The 21,201-nt window shown below is 58.9% G+C and carries 20 protein-coding genes; 14 read left to right on the top strand and 6 right to left on the bottom strand.

The features are described from left to right. Window positions 1–20 precede the first annotated feature (20 nt). The 7 genes from GKG34_RS09405 (at window position 21) to GKG34_RS09375 (ending at window position 5,892) form a co-directional block, all read left to right on the top strand. On the top strand, window positions 21–851 hold the full coding sequence (locus GKG34_RS09405; protein WP_044953885.1) for a M15 family metallopeptidase: 831 nt from the start codon (window positions 21–23) through the stop codon (window positions 849–851). A 130-nt stretch (window positions 852–981) separates the two neighbouring features. Next, window positions 982–1,566, top strand: coding sequence for a DUF4358 domain-containing protein (locus GKG34_RS09400; protein WP_044953887.1), 585 nt, complete (start codon window positions 982–984; stop codon window positions 1,564–1,566). A gap of 69 nt (window positions 1,567–1,635) precedes the next feature. After that, window positions 1,636–3,054: an MBOAT family O-acyltransferase gene (locus GKG34_RS09395; protein WP_005943568.1), complete on the top strand. Its 1,419-nt coding sequence runs from the start codon at window positions 1,636–1,638 to the stop codon at window positions 3,052–3,054. A gap of 12 nt (window positions 3,055–3,066) precedes the next feature. Then, window positions 3,067–4,239, top strand: coding sequence for a DHHW family protein (locus tag GKG34_RS09390; RefSeq protein WP_005943570.1), 1,173 nt, complete (start codon window positions 3,067–3,069; stop codon window positions 4,237–4,239). Between the two features lie 259 nt (window positions 4,240–4,498). Beyond that, on the top strand, window positions 4,499–4,822 hold the full coding sequence (locus GKG34_RS09385; RefSeq protein WP_005943572.1) for a hypothetical protein: 324 nt from the start codon (window positions 4,499–4,501) through the stop codon (window positions 4,820–4,822). Window positions 4,823–5,136: 314 nt separating this feature from the next. Then, window positions 5,137–5,469, top strand: coding sequence for a hypothetical protein (locus GKG34_RS09380; protein ID WP_097774619.1), 333 nt, complete (start codon window positions 5,137–5,139; stop codon window positions 5,467–5,469). 93 nt (window positions 5,470–5,562) lie between these two features. Next, the gene (locus GKG34_RS09375) at window positions 5,563–5,892 is read left to right on the top strand and encodes a hypothetical protein (protein ID WP_005943576.1); all 330 of its coding nucleotides are present in this window, start codon (window positions 5,563–5,565) and stop codon (window positions 5,890–5,892) included. Window positions 5,893–5,980: 88 nt separating this feature from the next. On the opposite strand, the gene dnaJ is transcribed toward GKG34_RS09375, so the two are convergent. From dnaJ to GKG34_RS09350, 5 genes are all read right to left on the bottom strand, one after another. Then, the gene (dnaJ, locus tag GKG34_RS09370) at window positions 5,981–7,159 is read right to left on the bottom strand and encodes a molecular chaperone DnaJ (protein WP_097781181.1); all 1,179 of its coding nucleotides are present in this window, start codon (window positions 7,157–7,159) and stop codon (window positions 5,981–5,983) included. 158 nt (window positions 7,160–7,317) lie between these two features. Next, window positions 7,318–9,147, bottom strand: a complete 1,830-nt coding sequence (dnaK, locus tag GKG34_RS09365) for a molecular chaperone DnaK (protein ID WP_005943578.1) — start codon at window positions 9,145–9,147, stop codon at window positions 7,318–7,320. Between the two features lie 101 nt (window positions 9,148–9,248). Beyond that, complete coding sequence (locus GKG34_RS09360) at window positions 9,249–9,878, bottom strand: nucleotide exchange factor GrpE (RefSeq protein ID WP_005943579.1); 630 nt, start codon at window positions 9,876–9,878, stop codon at window positions 9,249–9,251. Next, entirely contained in the window at window positions 9,875–10,948 is a 1,074-nt protein-coding gene (gene hrcA / locus GKG34_RS09355; protein ID WP_097776926.1) for a heat-inducible transcriptional repressor HrcA, read from the bottom strand. The genes GKG34_RS09360 and hrcA overlap by 4 nt, the downstream gene beginning before the upstream one ends. A gap of 187 nt (window positions 10,949–11,135) precedes the next feature. Then, the gene (locus GKG34_RS09350) at window positions 11,136–11,678 is read right to left on the bottom strand and encodes a stage V sporulation T C-terminal domain-containing protein (RefSeq protein ID WP_154256082.1); all 543 of its coding nucleotides are present in this window, start codon (window positions 11,676–11,678) and stop codon (window positions 11,136–11,138) included. A 227-nt stretch (window positions 11,679–11,905) separates the two neighbouring features. Between GKG34_RS09350 and GKG34_RS09345 the strand changes: the two genes are divergently transcribed. The 7 genes from GKG34_RS09345 (at window position 11,906) to GKG34_RS09315 (ending at window position 20,861) form a co-directional block, all read left to right on the top strand. Next, a complete protein-coding gene (locus GKG34_RS09345) occupies window positions 11,906–13,207 on the top strand; it encodes an aminoacetone oxidase family FAD-binding enzyme (protein ID WP_154256081.1) in 1,302 nt (433 codons plus the stop codon). A gap of 178 nt (window positions 13,208–13,385) precedes the next feature. Then, the gene (locus GKG34_RS09340) at window positions 13,386–14,831 is read left to right on the top strand and encodes an NAD(P)/FAD-dependent oxidoreductase (protein ID WP_154256080.1); all 1,446 of its coding nucleotides are present in this window, start codon (window positions 13,386–13,388) and stop codon (window positions 14,829–14,831) included. After that, complete coding sequence (locus GKG34_RS09335) at window positions 14,824–16,083, top strand: FAD-dependent oxidoreductase (RefSeq protein ID WP_154256079.1); 1,260 nt, start codon at window positions 14,824–14,826, stop codon at window positions 16,081–16,083. The genes GKG34_RS09340 and GKG34_RS09335 overlap by 8 nt, the downstream gene beginning before the upstream one ends. Beyond that, entirely contained in the window at window positions 16,080–16,433 is a 354-nt protein-coding gene (locus GKG34_RS09330) for a DUF1667 domain-containing protein (RefSeq protein WP_154256078.1), read from the top strand. The genes GKG34_RS09335 and GKG34_RS09330 overlap by 4 nt, the downstream gene beginning before the upstream one ends. 36 nt (window positions 16,434–16,469) lie before the next feature. Beyond that, complete coding sequence (gene glpK, locus GKG34_RS09325; RefSeq protein WP_154256077.1) at window positions 16,470–17,963, top strand: glycerol kinase GlpK; 1,494 nt, start codon at window positions 16,470–16,472, stop codon at window positions 17,961–17,963. 193 nt (window positions 17,964–18,156) lie between these two features. Further along, window positions 18,157–20,151 carry a CocE/NonD family hydrolase gene (locus GKG34_RS09320; RefSeq protein WP_154256076.1) on the top strand — a complete coding sequence of 665 codons (1,995 nt, stop codon included), beginning with the start codon at window positions 18,157–18,159 and terminating at the stop codon, window positions 20,149–20,151. A gap of 146 nt (window positions 20,152–20,297) precedes the next feature. Next, the gene (locus tag GKG34_RS09315) at window positions 20,298–20,861 is read left to right on the top strand and encodes a glycerol-3-phosphate responsive antiterminator (protein WP_005943598.1); all 564 of its coding nucleotides are present in this window, start codon (window positions 20,298–20,300) and stop codon (window positions 20,859–20,861) included. A gap of 136 nt (window positions 20,862–20,997) precedes the next feature. On the opposite strand, the gene GKG34_RS09310 is transcribed toward GKG34_RS09315, so the two are convergent. Further along, complete coding sequence (locus tag GKG34_RS09310; RefSeq protein ID WP_154256075.1) at window positions 20,998–21,189, bottom strand: ATP-binding protein; 192 nt, start codon at window positions 21,187–21,189, stop codon at window positions 20,998–21,000. Window positions 21,190–21,201 lie beyond the last annotated feature (12 nt).

Genomic DNA, 21,201 nt, shown 5'->3' with positions numbered 1-21,201 from the left:
CCGGAAAGAAGGTATTCCAGATGAACCTGTCTGTCCATCCTCATCACCGCCGCCATCTGCGGCCCGCCGTGCGGCGCGTGCTCACCGTTACCGTCGTGGCCTGCATTGCCGTGGGCGGGGCCTCGTTCGTGCTGCACAGCCGTTCCGCTGTGCCTGCCGCCTCGGCAACTTCCACGTCCAGCGCCTCGGCAGCATCAGAGGCAGAAAGCAGTCTGCTGACCGCCCGGCAGGCGCAGGCCATTCTGGATGATCCCCGCATGGTGCTGGTGAACCACACGAACAAAATGCCGGACGATCATACCTTTACCACCAAGGCGTGCGGCTCGGCCACCGCTGTGAATAAGACCCTGCAGACCGAAGCCGCCGATGCGTTCCTCGCCATGCAGGCCGCCGCCGCAAAGGACGGCGTGACCATCTGGATGCAGAGCGGCTACCGCAGCGTGGACTACCAGAAGAACCTCTACGACCAAAAGACCCAGTATTTCCGCAATAAGGGCCTGAGCGAAGCCGAAGCGAAAAAGCAGGCGGCAAATATCGTGAACCCGCCGGGCTACTCGGAGCACAACTGCGGCCTTGCTGCCGACCTGAACAGCCCGGAGCACACCGACCTGACCGAGGGCTTTGAAAACACCGAGGCCTTCCGCTGGCTGAGCGCCCATGCCGTGGAATACGGCTTCATCCTGCGGTACCCCAAAAACGCAGAAGCCGTTACCGAGATCACCTACGAGCCGTGGCACTGGCGCTATGTGGGGCCGGAAAATGCGGCCCTGATCCAGCAGAGCGGCCTGTGCTTTGAGGATGCCGTTGCCGTGCTGCAGAAGCTTGCTGCAGGGGAAAAGATCACCGGTTAAAAATCCGTAAAACCGAGGGGCTTTTCGTTGCATTTTGCACACAGTTATGGTAAGATAACAATAGTCTGCCCTGATGCAGGACCGCTTTGGGCAGCTGCAAAAATGTTTTGAACAAAAGAAGGAATATTTTATGATAAATCGCACAAAAATCTTTACAATTGCTCTCACCGGCGCGCTGGCTGCTGTCGCTCTTACCGGCTGCGGCGGTTCCGCCAGCTCTTCGGCCGCTCCCTCCTCCGTTTCCACCGCTGCTGCGGAATCTCCCGCTTCCAGCGCCGCCGCATCCGCTGTTGTGGACAATGCTGCCGAGAACGGCTCTGATGCACTGGACGGTGTTTTCAATGCTCTGCTGGAAGCCGACCCCATCTCCAACCAGTTCGAGATCGCAGCTATGAACATTGAGTACGATTTCGGCCTGAAGGCTGAGGACGTGGTGAGCTACAAGGGCGTGAAGAGCAACGACAACGGCGATGCCGGTCTGGTGCTGGTGCTCGAAGCTGCCGACGGCAAGGCCGAGGACGTAGCCAACCAGCTGGCTTCCTACCAGCAGGATCAGGTGGCCTTCTACGGCAACTACGCCGAGTTTGCTCAGGCGCAGGATAACGTGGAGAACGCTGTTATCGCCTTCAAGGGCAACACCATTGTCATGGTGATCGCATCCAACGAGTGCACTGCCGATCTGGACAGCGCCGTGGACAGCGCACTGGCAGACTGAATCTGGATCCACCCAAGGCCGGTGCCATTTGCGGCATCGGCTTTTTTCGGCTAAAAGGAGGCTGACGCTTTGGTTTTCAGCACCATCATCTTTCTGTTCCGGTTTCTGCCCATCACGCTGGCGCTGTATTACCTTGCGCCCGCAAAGCTCAAGAACACCGTGCTGTTCCTCTGCAGTCTGGTGTTCTACTGCTGGGGCGAGGTACGGTTTTTCCCGGTCATGGTGGCCCTCATCCTCATCAACTACATCAGCGGCCTGTGCATCGAGCACTTCGACCAAAAGCCGGCCCTGCGCAGGACATTTCTGCTGGTGGCCCTCATTGGCAGCCTTGGGATGCTGTTCTACTTCAAATACGCAAACTTTGTGCTGCGCAGCGCAAACGCCCTGCTGGGCACCGCCTTTGCCGAGATCCAGGGCATTGGCACTCTGCCGCTGGGCATCAGCTTTTACACCTTCCAGACCCTTTCCTACTCCATCGATGTTTACCGCCGGGATGTAAAGGCAGAGCGTAATATCATCGACTTTGGTGCCTATGTGGTCATGTTCCCTCAGCTGATCGCCGGCCCCATCGTGAAATACCGCGATGTCTCGAACCAGCTGCACGTATACCGGCACCGCTACAGCCTGCAGCAGATCGAAGAGGGCATGACCCTGTTCACCTTTGGCCTTGCCAAAAAGGTGCTGCTGGCGGATGCCATCGGTGCTTTGTGGACAGACATCATCGGCGTTGCGGACAGCCCTTCCACCACCTTTGTGGGCCTTGCCAATGCATCCACCCCGCTGGTGTGGCTGGGCATCATCGCCTATAGCCTGCAGCTCTACTTTGACTTTTCCGGCTACTCCATGATGGGCATTGGCATGGGCAAGATGCTGGGCTTCGACTTCCCCGCAAACTTCAACTACCCTTATATCTCCGCATCCATCACCGAGTTCTGGCGGCGCTGGCACATGACCCTTTCCGGCTGGTTCCGGGAGTATGTGTATATCCCTCTCGGCGGCAACCGCAAGGGCCTGAAGCGCCAGATCTTCAACCTGTTCGTGGTGGAGCTGCTCACCGGCATCTGGCACGGCGCGAACTGGAACTTTATCTGCTGGGGCCTGTACTACTTTGTGCTGCTGGCTGTAGAAAAGCTGTTCCTGCTGCCCCACCTGCAAAAGGGCAGAGTGTGGCCCCACATCTACACCCTGTTCCTCGTGGTGGTGGGCTGGGCCATGTTCGTGGGCAACGATACGGGCGTAAGCTTCGGTCTGCTGTTCCACAAGCTGTTCGTTCCTTCCGGCGGTGTTTCGCCGCTGTACTTCCTGCGCAACTACGGTGTGCTGCTGGTGGTCAGCATCCTCTGCTGCACCCCGTTCATTGAAAAGATTTGGAACCTGCTCAAAAAGAATGCCGTCACCCGCTGTGCCGCCATTCTGGCGCTGCTGGTGGTCTCCACCGCCTATGTGGTGGGCAGTACCAACAGCCCGTTCCTCTATTTCAACTTTTAAGGAGGCGTGAAGATGGACAAGCATTCCAAAAAATCTTCCTCGCTCCTGCACTACCCGGTGCTGGTGGTGTTCAGCCTGTTCTTTCTTGGTCTGTTCGCACTGGACCTTATTACACCGGACCGCGCCTACAGCGAGATGGAAAACACCACCCTTTCCCAGCGCCCGGCGCTGACCCAGCTTTCCGCCAAGGGGCTGAACAGCTACTTTACCGCCTACACAAAGTACGTGAAGGATCAGGTGTTCGGCCGCGATGAGTGGATCAGCCTGCAGAGCGTGGTGGAGACCACCCTGCTGCAGAAGGAGCAGAACGGCGGCATCCTGCTGGGCAAAGAGCACATGATGTTCCCCCGCACCTTCAGCCTGCTGGACAGCGAGAACCGCACCCTGCCCAAGAACACCGCCGCCGTGGAAGCACTGTGCCAGCGCCACCCGGGTAAGGTGGATGTGCTACTGGCCCCGGCAGCATCGGTCATTTACCCGGAAAACGTGCCTGCAAACGCGCCGCTGCTGGACGAGGATGCCTATCTCGACCAGCTTTCCGCCGCCGTACAGGCCGCCGGAGGGCGCTTTGTGGATGTGCGGCAGACCCTTGCCGAACACAAGGACGAATATATCTACTACCGCACCGACCATCACTGGACGAGCCTTGGCGCTTATTACGCCTACCAGCAGCTGTGCGGTACGCTGAGCCTGACCCCCTTCGACCCCGCCGCGCACACGGCTCTGACCGCCGAAAATTTCTACGGCACCCACTACTCCAAGGCCCGCACATGGAATGCCGTGCCGGATACTATCACCTACTACGACCTGCCGAACAGCCTGACCATCTATAATGTCACCGCTGCAGGCCAGCCCGCAGACGGCCAGACCACCGGCCTGTACGACACGGACAAGCTGAACGTGTACGATAAGTACGCCATGTTCCTGCATGGCAACAACGGCCTGAGCCGCATTGAGGGCGACGGTACCGGGCGCATTCTGGTGATCAAGGACAGCTACGCCAACTGCTTTGCACCGTATCTGACGGCAAACTACGCCCAGATCGATGTGGTGGACTTCCGCAACTACAACTACGGTCTGGATCAGCTGATCGCGGATAACGATTATGACCAGATCCTTGTGCTCTACAGTTTTGACAGCTTCAAGAGCGACCCGTACCTCTACCGTGCCGGTGTGGCCGGGTAAACATGGCAGCGCCTTTTCCGCAAAGGAAAGGGCGCTGTTGTTTTATGTCAAATTATTGCAGTCTTTTTTCACAAATTTTTCCAGTTCTTTTCGGAAGTCTCTCCAGTTTTTGCGCACTCTGCCCATTCACCCCTTGCAAAAAATCAACGGGTGTTGTACAATGGCGATATAGAGCAGTTGCTCTTCATCGATGGTTCGATCTGGTGTGAACAGTGCATAGAATGTGCTGATACGATCTTTGATTCAAAGGAGTGTTATTATGGAAAACAAGATCATGATGCCTGCTTCCTACAACGTTCTTTCCTGCGAAGAGATGACCTACACCGAGGGCGGTGCTACCTTTACGGAAGCTCTGCTGAACTGGATTCCGCCCATTGGCTGGTACATGGGTGTTACCGCCATGCGCAACTACCGCAAGAGCCACCCCAACGACTGGCTGGATACCGGTCTGGATGCTCTGAGCCGCGATATGGATTCCAGTGCGCAGAACATGCTGCGTGATCTGGGACGCATCGTCTGGGTCACCGCGACCAGCGCTACCGGCGTTGGTTTTCTGGTCAATGCTGCCATCGTCCTGCTCTGACCCTGCTCATAAGATCCGTCCGGAGAGACCAAAGACCCCTTTACCCGCGGCCTTTTCCGCCAGAGAGGGCCGCGGGCTTTTCATCAAGCAGAAATAAGAAATCGGCTGCCTGAGCACTGTATACCGTCTGAACGGTCTTTTGCCTGCAGAGAACAGCACTGCTTTCCTTTTCCTGCAAGCAACTACTCGCGTCATGCGGCGGCGCGCCCTGCTTTATGAGAACGATCTCCAAGCGCATATCCCGGTTTATTTTTGGGTTTTAAACAGTGCGATCTTGCACTGTCTGGATAGCTTTGATTCAAAGGAGTGTTATTATGGAAAACAAAATCATGATGCCTGCTTCCTACAACGTTCTGTCCTGCGAAGAAATGACCTACACCGAAGGCGGTGCTACCGTCGGTCAGGCTGTCGCTGCATGGCTGTGGCCCGGCTACGCTACGGTTATCGGCATCAACACCTGCCGTGAAGCACGCAAGAAGGATCACGACAACTGGGTATCCAACGTCTGGAGCGATATCAAAGCCGACTGCAAGGGCAATGTGACCAATACCTTCTACCATGCCGGCATGATCTTCTGGAATGCTGCATCGACCATCAGCAGCTTTGGCCTTTCTGCCGTTATGTCTCTGGGCATCATCTACTTCTAATTTTCAGGAGTACACCAAAGGGCTTTTTGCGGCGGCTCTTCAACGGAAGAGCCGCCGCTTTTTTTATCAAACCTAAAAAAGGAGTTTTGCTTTATGACGAACGCCATTACTTATCCTGCTGCATACAATGTTTTGTCCTGCGAAGAAATGACCTACACCGAGGGCGGCGTAGGTGTTGTGGAAGCCGCCATGGCATGGTTCCCGCTGTACGGCTGGTACAAGGCTGTTTCTGCCATCCACGATTACCGCAAGGCAAATATCAACTCCAACTGGGTGGAAAACGGCATGAACGCTCTGGTTGCCCATGCTGAAAAAAGCCCCACGAACACCATCCATGACATCGGCTGCAGCTTCTGGTTCATTGGTTCCTGCGCAACCATCATCGGCCTTGTGCCCAACGCCCTGTTGATCTTCGGCAACTAAGTCCCGGTCTCTGTTCTGAAAAAGCAAAAGCGGCGGCACCTCCCGTTTGGGAAGTGCCGCCGCTTTTTATGTTATGCGGTTTTCAGTCTCAGTTGTTGAACATGTCCTTCAGCTTTTTGAAGAAGCCCTTGCGCTTTTCATAGTTTTCTTCTTTCAGGGTGCCCTCGAACTTCTTCAGGGCCTCCCGCTGGGTCTTGTTCAGCTTCTTGGGGATCTCCACCTCGCACTTGACGTACATATCACCGCGGCCGCGGCCATTCAGGTACTGGATGCCCTTGCCGCGCAGGCGGAAGGTGGTGCCGCTCTGGGTGCCCTCGGGCACGGTGTACTCCACCTTGCCGTCAATGGAGGGCACCTGCACGGTGTCGCCCAGCACGGCCTGACTGTAAGTGATGGGCACTGTGACCCACACATCGTAGCCGTCGCGCTGGAACACCTCGCTGGGGCGCACCGTGACCATGACGATCACATCACCGGAAGGACCGCCGTTTGCACCGGCATCGCCCATGCCGCGCAGTGCAAAGCTCTGGTCGTCGTCGATGCCCATGGGGATGGACACCTCCAGCGTCTTTTTAGCAGCCACCTTGCCGCTGCCATGGCAGACCTTGCAGGGATTCTTGACCAGCTTGCCCTTGCCGCCACAGCGGGAGCAGGGCTGCTGGGTCTGCATCACACCAAAGGGGGTGCGCTGCTGACGGATCACGAAGCCGCGGCCGCCACAGTCCGGGCAGGTCTCGGGGCTGGAACCGGCGGCACAGCCGCTGCCGTGGCACTCGGTGCACTCCTGCTGGCGGGTGATGGTGATGTTCTTCTTGCAGCCGTGCACGGCCTCGTCAAAGCTCAGGGTGATGCGCACGCGGATATCCTGACCCTTGCGCGGTGCGTTGGGGTTCGCCTGACGGGACGAACCGCCAAAGCCGCCGAAGCCGCCGCCAAAGATATCGCCGAAAATGTCGCCCAGATCCACGCCGTCGCCGCCAAAACCGCCAAAGCCGCCCGCACCGGGGCCGCCGCCGTTCTGTGCTGCATAGGCAGGGTCAACACCTGCAAAGCCGTACTGGTCGTACAGCTGGCGCTTCTTCGGGTCCGAAAGCACCTCGTTTGCTTCGTTTACTTCCTTGAACTTTTCCTCGGCATCCTTATCGCCGGGGTTATAGTCCGGGTGGTATTTCATTGCAAGCTTGCGGTATGCCTTTTTGATCTCGGCATCGGTCGCAGTCTTGGATACCCCCAGCACTTCGTAGTAATCACGCTTTTCCTGTGCCATATCCACTCACCTCTCCGGGAACGTTTGATCCGGGAAACGCCCCGGTTGGTTCCTCGCTCTATAACCAGCAAGAGCCGCTCCGGCAAAACCGGAGCGGCTTTTGCTATTCCACGCGTGCGTCCGCCGGTTTGGCCGGGCACACACTGCTGTGTTTTTTATCAGACTTCCTTGAAGTCGGCATCCACAACGCCGTCATCACCCGGCTTCTGCTGGTTGTTTGCACCTGCGTCGGGGCCGGGCTGTGCACCGGCGGCCTGCTGTGCGGCAGCGGCTGCCTGATACATCTTCTCGAACACCTGGCTCAGAGCTTCCTGCTTTGCCTTGATGTCGTCCACGTTGCCGGACTGAACAGCGGTCTTCAGGTCGGCCAGCTTGCTCTCGGCCTCGCTCTTCACGTCGGCGGGCAGCTTGTCGCCGTTCTCCTTCAGCATCTTCTCGGTCTGGAACACCATCTGGTCGGCACCGTTGCGGATATCGACCTCTTCACGCTTCTTCTTATCGTCGGCAGCAAACTGCTCAGCTTCCTTCACAGCCTTGTCGATGTCCTCCTTGGACATGTTGGTGGAAGCGGTAATGGTGATGTTCTGCTCCTTGCCGGTGCCCAGATCCTTTGCGCTGACCTTCACGATGCCGTTTGCATCGATATCGAAGGTAACTTCGATCTGAGGCACACCACGGGGAGCCGGAGCGATGCCGTCCAGATGGAAGACACCCAGGCTCTTGTTGTCGCGTGCGAACTCACGCTCGCCCTGCAGAACGTTGACCTCAACAGAGGGCTGGTTGTCTGCAGCGGTGGAGAACACCTGACTCTTGTGGGTGGGGATGGTGGTATTGCGGTCAATGATCTTGGTGCACACGCCGCCCAGAGTTTCAATGCCCAGGCTCAGCGGGGTGACATCCAGCAGCAGCAGGCCCTTGACATCGCCCTGCAGCACGCCGCCCTGAATGGCAGCACCCACGGCCACGCACTCATCGGGGTTGATGCCCTTGAAGGGCTCGCAGTTCAGTTCCTTCTTGACTGCATCGTAGACAGCGGGGATACGGGTGGAACCACCGACCATCAGGACCTTCTTCAGGTCAGAGGGACGCAGGCCTGCATCCTGCAGAGCCTTGCGGACGGGGCCCATGGTGCGATCGACCAGATCAGCGGTCAGCTCGTTGAACTTTGCGCGGGTCAGGGTCATATCCAAGTGCTTGGGGCCGGTAGCATCGGCAGTGATGAAGGGCAGGTTGATCTGGCTGCTCATTGCGCTGGACAGTTCGATCTTTGCCTTCTCGGCAGCTTCCTTCAAACGCTGCGCAGCCATCTTGTCCTTGCGCAGGTCGATGCCGTTCTCGGTCTGGAAGGCATCTGCCATCCAGTTGATGATGCGCTCATCGAAGTCATCGCCGCCCAGATGGGTATCACCGTTGGTGGCCAGAACTTCGGTAACGCCGTCGCCCATCTCGATGATGGACACATCGAAGGTGCCGCCGCCCAGATCGTAGACCATGATCTTCTGGTCTTCTTCCTTATCGATGCCATATGCCAGAGAAGCGGCAGTAGGCTCGTTGATGATACGCTTGACGTTCAGGCCTGCAATGGTGCCTGCGTCCTTGGTAGCCTGACGCTGGCTGTCGTTGAAGTATGCAGGAACGGTAATGACAGCCTCGGTAACAGGCTCGCCCAGATAAGCCTCGGCATCAGCCTTCAGCTTCTGCAGGATCATAGCGCTGACCTGCTGGGGAGTGTACTCCTTGCCGTTCAGGGTCACCTTGTGGTCGGTGCCCATGAAGCGCTTGATGGAAGCAACGGTGTTCTCAGGGTTGGTGATGGCCTGACGCTTTGCGACCTGACCCACCAGACGATCGCCGGTCTTGGTAAAGCCGACCACAGACGGGGTGGTGCGTGCACCCTCAGAGTTTGCGATAACAACGGGCTCGCCGCCCTCCATGACAGCCACGCAGCTGTTGGTAGTACCAAGGTCGATACCAATGATCTTACTCATAATGAAAACTCCTCTCGAAAGAACAAATCTTATTGTTTATGTGATGCTCAAATGTTTGTAAGCGGATGTTATATTCAAAACCCTTTCGGGTTTCTGCTTTGTTATTCGGCCACTACAACGGTCGCATGGCGGACGATCTTATCGCCCAGCTTGTAGCCCTTCTGGTAGACCGTGATGACGGTGCCGCTCTCCTGTCCGTCCGGGGCGGGGATCTGCTGCACCGCGTTCATGAAGTTGGGGTCAAAGGGCTTGCCCAGCGCCTCGATCTCCTCCACATGGAGGGCATCCAGCGCCTTGGCGGCCTTGTCCAGCGTCATGGTCACGCCCTTTTTGTAGTTCTCGTCGGTGGTGGGGGCGTTGGCTGCCATCTCCAGCGTATCCAGAATGGGAATGATCTGGTTCACCGCAAAGGAAATGCCATCGTTGAACTTCTGGTCGGCTTCGCGGGTGGAGCGCTTGCGGTAGTTCTCGTACTCCGCTGCCATGCGCAGCAGCTGGTCTTTGGCCTGTGCAGCGTTGGCTTCGGCCGCGTCCAGCTTTGCCTTTACGGCTTCCAGCTCGCGGGCCTTCTTGTTGAACCAGCCGCCATCCTTCTTCTTGTCATCCTTCGGGTCGGCAGCTTCGGCAGCAGGTTCCTGTTCGGGTGCTGCCTGCTGGGCCTTTTCCTCGGGAGCCGTTTCGGGCTGCTCAGCTTCCTGAGCCGGAGCCGTCTTTTTTGCTTCTTCGCTCATTCCAGATCCTCCTTATAGATCACAGTCCGCCGCGGTACGGCAGCCTGTGGGGTGTCTTTTCGTTTGCCGCTCATGCCCTCGCCCAGCTGGTCTGCAAAGTAATGCAGCAGCGGCATCAGTTTCTGGAAGGGCATCCGGGTGGGGCCGATCAATGCAATGGAGCCCCACAGGCCTCCGCCCACCAGATACCGGTCGCTCACGATGCACAGGCCCGGGATCTGCGGTTCCAGATCCTCGCCCAGCAGCACGCTCTCACTGCGTTCTGCCGGAGGTGCGATCAGGCCAGCGGCCTGCTCCTCGTCGTTCAGCAGTGTGAGGATGTCGCCCACCTTGCCGTCCAGCTGGGGCCAGTCCAGCAGATACTGCTCGCCGCCCAGAAATACGTGGGGCTTGACGGAATCCTGCAGGATGGCCGCCGCCGCGCTGATGACAGGCACCAGCTCCGGGTCGATCTGGCTGCACAGCTCTGCCAGCAGCCGGGTGGAAAGATCCACCGGCGCTACAAAGGTAAGGTTGCGGTTCAGCAGTGCGGCAAGCGCCGCTGCATTCTCGCGGGAAAGGCCGGTGCGCACCCGTGCCACACGGGTACGAACGTAACCGGCCGTGGTAACGGCCAGCACAGCCGCTGCGCTGCGGCCCACCTGAACCACTTCATAGTGGGCGATGCACAGATCCTCGGCACACGGGGTGCTGATGGCGGCGGTGCAGCCGCTGATGGCGGCCAGCGCCTTGGCGGCACCTGCGGCCAGCTTTTCCGGCTCATGGTCGAGGCTTGCGAACACCGCATCCACACGGGCGCGGGTCACACGATCCAGCGGCTGATCGTCGGTCAGCAGATTATCAAGGTAGTAACGGTAGCCCTTGGCGCTGGGCACACGGCCCGCGCTGGTGTGGGGCTGCTCCAGCAGGCCCAGCTTTGTCAGCGCCGCCATCTCATTGCGAAGCGTTGCGCTGGAAACCGCCATGTCAAAGTAGTTTGCCAGCACGCTGCTGCCAACAGGCTCGCCTTCGAGACCATACAGCGCCACGATCGCCTGCAAGACTCGCTGCTTGCGTGCATCCATCGTCATAGCGCCTGCCTCCTTTTTGCGTTTGCTTTGTTTGTTTAGCACTCCTTGTTCCTGAGTGCTAAGACCATTATAGCCAATTTTCCGGTGCTGTCAAGCCCCTTGGAAAAATGTTTTAAAAGATTCATAATTCTGTCATAAACGAAAAAAGCGCCCTCCTTATTATAAGGAAAGCGCTCCGGCATGTTCTTTACTCTTCCATCTGCCTTGCCAGAAATGCCGCTGCCACATTCACGGCCTTGAGCTGGGCGGCATCCGGCGTGGCCGTGCGGTCTTCGGTCAGCAGGGCCACCACGCCGGTCACATCGCCTGCCGCAATGATGGGTGCGGCGCACAGCAGCGCCCGGGGCGAGCCTTCGCAGGGCAGGATGCACTTTTCGGCAATGCCCTCGCTCTGGTACAGCCTGCGGCCATCCATCAGCTTTTCCAGCGGCTGGCTGATGCTGCGGTCGGCCAGCTCCCGCCGACCGCTGCCGCTCACCGTAAGGATGCGGTCACGGTCGGCCACCAGTGCGGTCAGCGCAAAGCTTTTGCTGAGCACCTCGGTATACTGGGCCGCTACTGTGTTCATCTCGCCAATGGGCGAATACTTTTTAAAGATCACCTCGCCGTCGCCCGTGGTGAAGATCTCCAGCGGGTCGCCGCGGCGGATGCGCTGGGTGCGGCGGATCTCCTTGGGGATCACCACCCGGCCCAGCTCGTCGATGCGGCGCACGATTCCTGTTGCTTTCATGTTTTTGCTCCTCCGTTTCCTTAAAAATGCCTGCAGCACTAGTATCTGTCAGGCCGGGCCATTTATACCTGCTGCCCCCGCGCAAAAAGACCTGCACGGAAAGCTGCCTCTTCGTTGCGTTTCCGGCAGGGTTCTGCTACAATGATACAAAAAGCCGTTTTCATAAGCACAGCACCCCGCTTATGAAGACAGATCCTAAAATTCTACTGAGAAAGGCAGGTGTCCGGATGCCGAACATCCTCATTCTGGGCGGCGGTGCCGCCGGTCTTGCAGCCGCGCTGGCGGCGGCACAAAGTGCCCCCGCTGCACAGGTCATTGTGCTGGAGCGCAACCCGAAGCCGGGCAAAAAGCTGCTTGCCACCGGCAATGGCCGCTGCAATCTGGATAACACCGGCATTGCACCGGAGCTGTATTTCACTGCCGACCCGGCAGCACTTCGTCCGCTGCTGGATGCCGTAAATACCGCCGACCCGCTGCGCTGGTTCCGTGCGCTGGGGCTTTACACCCGCACCGACGAGGCGGGCCGGGTGTATCCGTACTCCAATCAGGCGGCGGACGTGCTGGCCCTGCTGGAGCACCACCTTGCGCAGCACCATGTGCAGCTGCGCACCGGCTGCACCGTGCGCACCCTGAACCAGAGCCGCAGCGGCTACGCCGTGCAGTTCGAGACGGCAGAGGGCTCTGCCGAAACGCTGCGCGCCGATGCCGTCATCTGCGCCATGGGCGGCGAAGCAGGGCCGCAGTTCGGCACCGACGGCTTTGGCACCCGGTTCGCCGCCCAGTGCGGCGGCAGGGTGGAGCCGCTGTACCCCTGCCTGACCGCCCTGCAGTGCGCAAAGCCCCGCAAAGCGCTGGCTGGCATCCGTGCCAAGGCAGCAGCATCCCTGCTGGACGGTGCCCGTGTGCTTGCCTGCGAGAACGGCGAGGTACAGTTCACCGATTACGGCCTTTCCGGCATCTGCATCATGCAGCTGTCCGGCCTGCTGGCCCCGGGCCGCGGCCCCAAGGCTCCTGCTGTGGAGCTGGACCTCTTCCCGGCAGTGGACGAAACCGCACTTGCCAGCCTGTTTGCGGCCCACGCCGCCCAGACGGCAGGGGGCAGCGCCGCTGACTTCTGGCTGGGCCTGCTGAACCAGAAGCTGGGCCGTACTGTGTGGTCTGCCGCCGGGCTGCAGGACAGCGACGCGCCTGCCGTGCTCACCGCCGCACAGTGGCAGAAGCTGGCCCACACCGCCAAGCACTGGCGCTTTGAGGGGCTGACCCCCTGCAGCTGGAAGCAGGCCCAGACCACCGGCGGCGGGCTGGCCCTGCGGGAGGTGGATCAGCACTTCCAGTTCAAGGGCTGTCCGGGCCTTTACTTTGTGGGCGAAACGCTGGACTGCGCAGGCAGCTGCGGCGGTTTTAATCTGCACTGGGCGTTCGGCTCCGGCCTTGTGGCCGGGCGCAGCGCTGCAGGCCATGCTGCAGCAGGCCGTGCTCTGCCAAAAGCCTCCGCGCCCGCAAAGAGCAGGAAAAAGCCGCACAGGTAAAAATGAGCTTTAAATTTTCAACAAAAGCTTGACATCTTGTGCAGATCGCATTATCATAAAGACAATAAAGGTTTGTTCAGAGGATCGAGCAGAACAAGCAAGGGGAGAGTCGAAAGGCCCTTTTGTTTGTCCTGCTCTTTTTCTTTTATTCGGCAAACGGAGCGATCAGGAGGTTTTTATGCTGGATGTAGCAATTATCGGCTGCGGTGTCATTGGTGCGGCAGCCGCCTATGAGCTGTCCCATTACCCGCTGCAGACCGCCATTTTCGAGGCTGAAAATGACGTGGCAGACTGCACCACCAAGGCCAACAGTGCCATTCTGCACGCTGGCTACGACCCCGAACCGGGCACCCGGATGGCGCGGCTCAACGTGGAGGGGTCCGCACTGGCCAAGGAGATCTGCGCCCGGCTGGATGTGCCGTACCTGCAGTGCGGCAGTCTGGTGCTGGCCCTCAGCCCGGAAGAGCTGCCCCACCTGCAGAAACTGTATGAGAACGGCATCGCCAACGGTGTGCCGGGCATCCGGCTGCTTTCCGCAGAGGAAACGTTTGCCATGGAACCGAATCTGGCCCCCACTGTCGTTGGCGCGCTGTATGCGCCCAGCGCCGCCATCGTCAGCCCGTGGGAGTTTGCGCTGGCAATGGCAGAAGTGGCTGTGCGCAACGGCGTGGAGCTGCACCGCAGCTGCCCTGTGACCCACATCGAAAAGACCGCCGGCGGCTGGGCACTGACCACCCCCTCCGGAATTGTGGAAACGCGCTATATCATCAATGCGGCAGGCATCTCGGCGCAGGCCGTGCACGATATGGCCGCACCCCACAAATTTACCATCCAGCCCACCCGGGGCGAATACTACCTGCTGGATAAATCCGAGGGCAGCCGTGTGCACCACGTCATCTTCCAGTGCCCCAACGAAAACGGCAAGGGCGTTCTGGTGGCCCCCACCGTCCACGGCAACCTGATCGTCGGCCCGAACGCCGCCCCCGTGGAAGGGGACGATACCGCCTGCACCGCCGCCGGGCTGGCCTTCGTCAGCGCCGCAGCGCGCCGCAGCGTGCCGAACATCCGCTTCAGCGAGTCCATCCGCAATTTTGCGGGTGTCCGTGCCAATGTAGACACGGGCGACTTCGTTATCGGCGAAGCGGAAGGCGCACCCGGCTTCATCGATCTGGCGGGCATGAAATCGCCCGGCCTTTCCAGTGCACCGGCCGTTGCCAGAGAAGCCGTCAAAATTCTGGAAGCTCACGGCGATCTGCCCGCCCCCAAGGCGGATTACAGGGATGGCCGCACCCGGGTGCGCTTCAAGGAGCTTCCGCCCGAAGAAAAAGCCCGGCTCATTGCAAAGGAACCCGCCTATGGCCGCGTGATCTGCCGCTGCGAGACGATCACCGAGGGCGAAATTCTGGACGCTCTGCACGAAGAGATCCCCGCCACCACCATTGACGGTGTCAAGCGCCGCTGCGGTGCCGGTATGGGCCGCTGTCAGGGCGGCTTTTGCGGGCCGCGCGTGCTGGAACTGATCAGCAAAACGCTGGGCATCAGTCCGCTGGACGTGCTGCAGGATAAGGCCGGCACCAACGTCTTACTGTGCGAAACCAAGCAGGAGGGAGAGCACCATGATTGATCTGGTCATCGTCGGCGGCGGCCCTGCAGGCCTTGCCGCAGCTTACAGCGCATGGCAGCATGGTCTGCGCGATATCCTTATCTTAGAGCGCGACAACGAGCTGGGCGGCATCCTGAACCAGTGCATCCACAACGGCTTCGGCCTGCACCGCTTTGGCGAGCAGCTCACCGGCCCGGAATACGCAGGCCGCTGCATTGAACTGCTGCGCTCCACCGGTGTCCGGGTGGAGCTGGGCACGATGGTGCTGGAAGTCACCCCGGACAAAAAGATCCACTGCGTCAGCCGGGAAAAGGGCTATCAGATTTTGGAAGCCAGAAGCATCATCCTCTGCATGGGCTGCCGGGAGCGCACCCGCGGTGCCATCGGCATCCCGGGCACTCGCCCCGCCGGCATCTACACCGCCGGTGCTGCCCAGCGCTATGTCAACATGGAGGGCTATCTGGTAGGCAAGCGGGTGCTCATCCTCGGCAGCGGCGACATCGGCCTGATCATGGCCCGCCGCATGACGCTGGAAGGTGCCAAAGTACTGGCCTGCGTGGAGGTCATGCCGTATTCCGGCGGCCTGACCCGCAACATCGTGCAGTGCCTGCAGGACTTCGACATCCCCCTGTATCTGTCCCATACCATCGTGGATATTCAGGCCAAGCCCCGCGTGGAAAAGGCCACCGTTGCCAAGGTGGACGAAAACCGCCGCCCCATCCCGGGCACCGAGATGGAATTTGATGTGGACACCATCCTGCTCAGCGTCGGCCTGATCCCGGAAAATGAGCTGACCCGGCAGGCGGGCATCCCCATGGACCCCCACACCAAAGGCGCAGTGGTCTACGAGAATATGGAGACCGGCATCCCCGGCGTGTTCGCCTGCGGCAACGTGGTGCACGTGCATGATCTGGTGGACTTCGTTTCCGGCGAAAGCGACCTTGCCGGTGCTTCTGCGGCGGCCTATGTTTTAAAGGGCGAAGCCTCCGATACGGTTGTGCTTGACCTTGTGCCGGGCAATGGCGTGGGCTACACCGTGCCGCAGCGGGTGCGCCCCGCTGATGTGGACAGGAGCGTGAACATTTCCTTCCGTGTGCGGCAGAACTACGGCCCCAGCCAGATCACCGTGACCTGCGGCGGCAGGCAGTTGGCCCGGTTCAAGCGCCAGCGCATGGCTCCCGGCGAGATGGAGCACATCGCACTGCCCAAAGTCCTGCTGGAAAAAGCAGACGGCCCGCTGACCGTTGCGGTAGAGGAGGTTATTGCAGAATGAGCAGCATCAAAGAAGTCATTTGCATCTGCTGTCCCTGCGGCTGCCACTTGCAGGTAGACCCGGAAAATGATTATAATGTAACTGGAAACGCCTGCCCCAACGGTGCCGCCTACGGCAGGGAAGAGCTGACCCACCCCACCCGCATCCTCACCAGCACCGTGCGGGCGGAGGGCGGGCTGTACCCGCGCTGCCCGGTAAAGACTGCGCAGGCCGTGCCTAAAGAGAAGATGACCGAGGTCATGGCTGCGCTGGACCGCGTCACCCTGCACGCCCCCGTCCGCACCGGACAGGTGGTGCTGGCAGATGTGTGCGGCACCGGCGTGGATGTCGTGGCAACGCGAAATCTGTGATACACACTCCTGAAACGATACGGAGGTAGCAAAAGCATGAGTACAAAATATGTTCTGGCGTTGGATCAGGGAACCACCAGCAGCCGTGCCATCCTGTTCGACAATGAGCAGAATATCATTGCGGTGCAGCAGCGCGAGTTTGAGCAGATCTATCCGCAGCAGGGCTGGGTGGAGCACAACCCCATGGAGATCTGGTCCACCCAGTATGGGGTCATGAACGAGGTGGTGGCCCAGAGCGGTGTCGATGTCCACGACATTGCCGCCATTGGCATCACCAACCAGCGGGAGACCACCATCCTGTGGGAAAAGGCCACCGGCCGCCCCATCTACAATGCCATCGTCTGGCAGTGCCGCCGCACGGCTCCGCTGGTGGATGAACTGCTGCAGCAGCCCGGCATGGCAGACTACATCCGGGAGAACACCGGCCTGATGCCTGATGCCTATTTCTCCGCAACGAAGATCAAGTGGATCCTGGACAATGTGCCCGGTGCGCGGGAGCGCGCCGAGGCAGGGGAGATCCTGTTCGGCACTGTGGACACATGGCTGGTCTGGAAGCTGACCGGCGGCAGAGTGCATGTCACCGACCGCACCAACGCCAGCCGCACCATGCTGTATAACATCCGCACGCTGGACTGGGACGACACCCTGCTCAAGGCACTGGATATCCCGCGCTGCATCCTGCCCCGCGTGACGGATTCCAGCGAGGTCTACGGCACCACCGATCTGTGCGGTGTGCAGATCCCGGTGGCCGGCATTGCCGGTGACCAGCAGGCTGCGCTGTTCGGACAGAGCTGCTTTGGCAAGGGCGAGGCCAAGAACACCTACGGCACCGGCTGCTTTTTGCTGATGAACACCGGCGACACCATCTGCCGCAGCCGGAACGGCCTGATCTCTACCATTGCCATCAGCCTGAACGGTAAGGTGGAGTATGCGCTGGAGGGCAGCGTCTTTGTGGGCGGTGCCGTCATCCAGTGGGTGCGCGACGGCCTGCGCATGATCCAGGAGAGCCGCGATGCGGAATACTATGCCCAGAAAGTGCCGGATAACGGCGGCATTTACATCGTGCCGGCCTTTACTGGTCTGGGTGCACCGTACTGGGATATGTACGCCCGCGGTGCCATTGTGGGCATCACCCGCGGCACCACCCAGAACCACATCATCCGCGCGGCAGAGGAGTCCATTGCCTACCAGAGCGCCGATCTCGTGGCTGCTATGGAAAAGGACACCGGCGTGCCCATCACCTCGCTGAAGGTGGACGGCGGCGCCTCCCGTGACCAGTTCCTGATGCAGTTCCAGGCCGATATCCTAAACAAGACCGTGCTGCGCCCGGCCATCCGGGAGACGACTGCTCTGGGCGCTGCCTATCTGGCAGGCCTTGCCACCGGCGTATGGAAGGACCGGGACGAGATCCGCAGCCTGTGGCACTGCAATATGACCTTTGCCCCGCAGATGGACGAGACCGAACGCACCCGCCTGCTGGCCGGCTGGCACAAGGCTGTGGGCCGCAGCTGCGACTGGGCAGAGCATTGATCGTTTTCGCCCAGCTTTATGGCTCACGCACAAAATATTTTTTAATTGTTTATTTTCTATTGACATTTTGTTACAAAACGCTATACTAGAAGCATCCCAAGAGAAGTGAGATGGGGATGCACTGTATCGTCCAGATGCAGTGTGTCCCCATTTTTATTACGGAAAAATCAGATTCAAAAAGGAGGTCCCCCATATGAACGAGAAAAAACTTTCAAGGCCGCTGATCAGTCTCATCGTCAGCATCGCGCTCATCATCGTAGGCATTGCCGGTTCTTTCATTTTACAGACGAACTCCGGCAAAACGACCATCCGGAACGTTACCATTGAATCCGAATCCGGTCATACCCTTGCGATGGATGTTTATATTCCGGAAAACGCCACCGCTGAAACGCCTGCGCCCGCTATTTTTGTACAGCATGGCGGAAACAACAACAAAGAAGAAATGCAGCACTACTGCATTGAGCTCGCCCGCCGCGGCTATGTTGCGATCGGCGTGGATATGTACGGCATGGGCGAAAGCGAACCTCTGCCGGACTCCGAATGGCTCACCCAGGGCCGCGGCCTTTATGATGCGGTACGCTACGGCGTGACTCTGCCCTACGTTGATACCGACCGAGTTTCGCTGCTGGGCTACTCCCGCGGTGGCAAGGCAGCTGGCGAAGCACTGCAGTGCGATAACGACAGTCTGAATGTTGTCAAGGCCATTTTCCTGATCCACAGCGATCCCATCGTGCGTAACAGCGAGGGCTACACCGATGTTTACGGTGCCCGAGATGTCGCAGTTCTCGCAGACAAGAACGACGAGTTCTTCTTCTCGGAAAAAGCTAATGATAACGGTACCTATTCCAACGACGCCAACAAGTATGCAGCCAACCTTTCCAGCCCGGCAGAATATGTGATCAACAACAGTGCACAGTCCTTCCTGTATTTCGGTATCGACCCCGCAACCACCAGTGAACAGCGCGTGGCAGAGACCGTTTATGAGCAGGATTACGGCGGAAAGACCGGAAGCCGCCAGATCTTTGTTTCTAACGAGACGCATATGGCTGGTTGGTGGTCCCCGCTGGTCATGAACCGTGTGTTGACCTTCTTTAACCGTGTTATGCCCACTGGCACTGCTCTGAGCGCCAGCAGCTACACCTATACCATCTGGAACATCTTCAAGATCATCGCCCTGTCCGGTCTGCTGCTGTTTGCCGGGTCTCTGATGGTTTGGCTGGTCAGCTCCGTCAAGACATTCCAGTGTGCCGACAATGGCGAGCAGGACCTTCGCCCAGTTGGCGATAAGAACGCAGTTGCATGGTTCTGGGGCATCCAGATCATCAGTGCCGTCCTGTCCATCCTCATGATTCGATTCCTGAACAAGCAGGGACTGGCATCTTACCGTGATGCACTTTTCCACTCGGCCAACCCTGCGTACCACGGCCTGATCTCTCTGCTGTGCGGCGCACTGACTCTTGTTCTGTGCACGGTGTGGTACATGGCCTACGGCAAAAAACACGGTTTCTCCTTCCGGAATACCGGCATCGCTATTTCCGGGCATGCACTCCTCAAATCCATCGGCGCGGCCCTGCTTGCAGTCTTTGCCCTGATCCTGATGGTTTTTGCCGTCGACTATTTTGTGGATGTGAACTTCCTGATCGTTTACTGGGGCTTTATGAAGTTTGGAGCCAACCGCATCCCGGGTATGCTCCTTGTTGTACCCATGTATCTCGTGTACTACATTGTCATGTCCATCAGCGTCAACAGTTTTAACTTTAGCACGGCGCTCGGCAAAAACAAGCTGCTTTCTAACCTTCTGATCAGCTTTATCGCATCGGTTCCCACTCTGTTCATCCTCTGCTACGTTTACGGCATCTTCAAGGCTACCGGCTCGAACCCGATGTTCGGCGGTCTGGCTTCTGCCGCAACTGCAGTGTATGCGCTGCCCGGCTTCATCTTTGTTGCGATCCTGATTTGTCGTCTCCTGTACCAGCACACGGGCAATCCCTACCTTGGCGGCATCTTCTGCGGCGTTCTTGCAGCTGTCAGCGAGTGGGGCATCTGCGAGATTCGCGTGCACACCCCCGGAACACAGTACGCTGGCACTGCTCTAGTCTACGCACTGATCGCGATCGGCTTTGTAGTTACCATAGCATGCGCTGTACTGCTGAAGAAAAATAATGCAGCCGTGCAGGCACATAAATAATGCCTCTTTAATCCTCTTTACAAACCCCTCAATTTTTTATAAACTTGGTTTACGCATGGTGCGGCCCTTTTAGAGTTTTCTGAAAGGGCCGTATCTTCTGATTGCTCCCTATCTCTGTAAATCTGGCTCGAAAGGAGTCTTACCCAATGCATCCTCTTGCTGAAACCCTGCTGGACGAACCGGTGATCGCCGCTGTGAAAACGGACGAAGCCCTGACTGCTGCGCTGGCTTCGCCCTGCAGCGCCGTTTTTCTGCTGGCGAGCACCCTGCTCACCGTAGACGGTCTGGTGCACCGCATACATGATGCCGGAAAACTGGCCGTGGTTCACATCGACCTTGTGGACGGCCTTTCGTCGCGGGAGATCGCGGTGGACTCCCTCAACGCCCTGTGCCACCCGGACGGCATCATCTCCACCCGCCCGACCCTGATCCGCCGGGCGCGCCACCGCGGCCTGCTGACCGTCCAGCGGGCATTCATTCTGGATTCCCTCTCGCTGACCAGCCTGTCCGGCCAGCTGGAGCAGGGCAAGCCGGATTTTGTCGAGATCCTGCCCGGCATCATGCCCCGGGTCATCGCCGAGATCAGCGCCCGCACACAGGTGCCTGTCATTGCAGGCGGCCTGCTGCGGGACAAAGCCGACGTCATGGCCGCCATGCGCGCAGGTGCCGCCGCAGTTTCCACCTCTGCGCCCTCCCTGTGGGATATCTGAGCCAGAGCAAGATCCCAGCTGAAGTACGAAAAGCATAATAGTATCCTGGTGTTTTATTGGATATGCCCGCCCACCGATGGAGCCGGATCTCCACGGTGAGCGGGCATTTTTTCGTTTTCGTTCGATTCAAGGGAATCTATTCAGCCTGCGGATTTTCCAATCCTACGACCTCGCGTGGCTCATTCTTTACGCCAAAAATCAGGTGTCCGCCCTCGGTATTAGCAAATGCCGAAACGGATTTCAGCCAGCTGCGCGGCTTTTTCTCTTCAAGACGTTCCTTGTAATCCACATGGGAGGCTTCAATGTAATGGTCGAGGGGGAAAGGCATGGTATCACCTGC

It is taken from the genome of Faecalibacterium sp. BIOML-A4 (assembly GCF_009679665.1).
Lineage (GTDB): Bacteria > Bacillota > Clostridia > Oscillospirales > Ruminococcaceae > Faecalibacterium > Faecalibacterium taiwanense.
The sequence above is the reverse complement of the archived record's forward strand: the minus strand, read 5'-3'. Positions and strand labels throughout refer to the sequence as shown.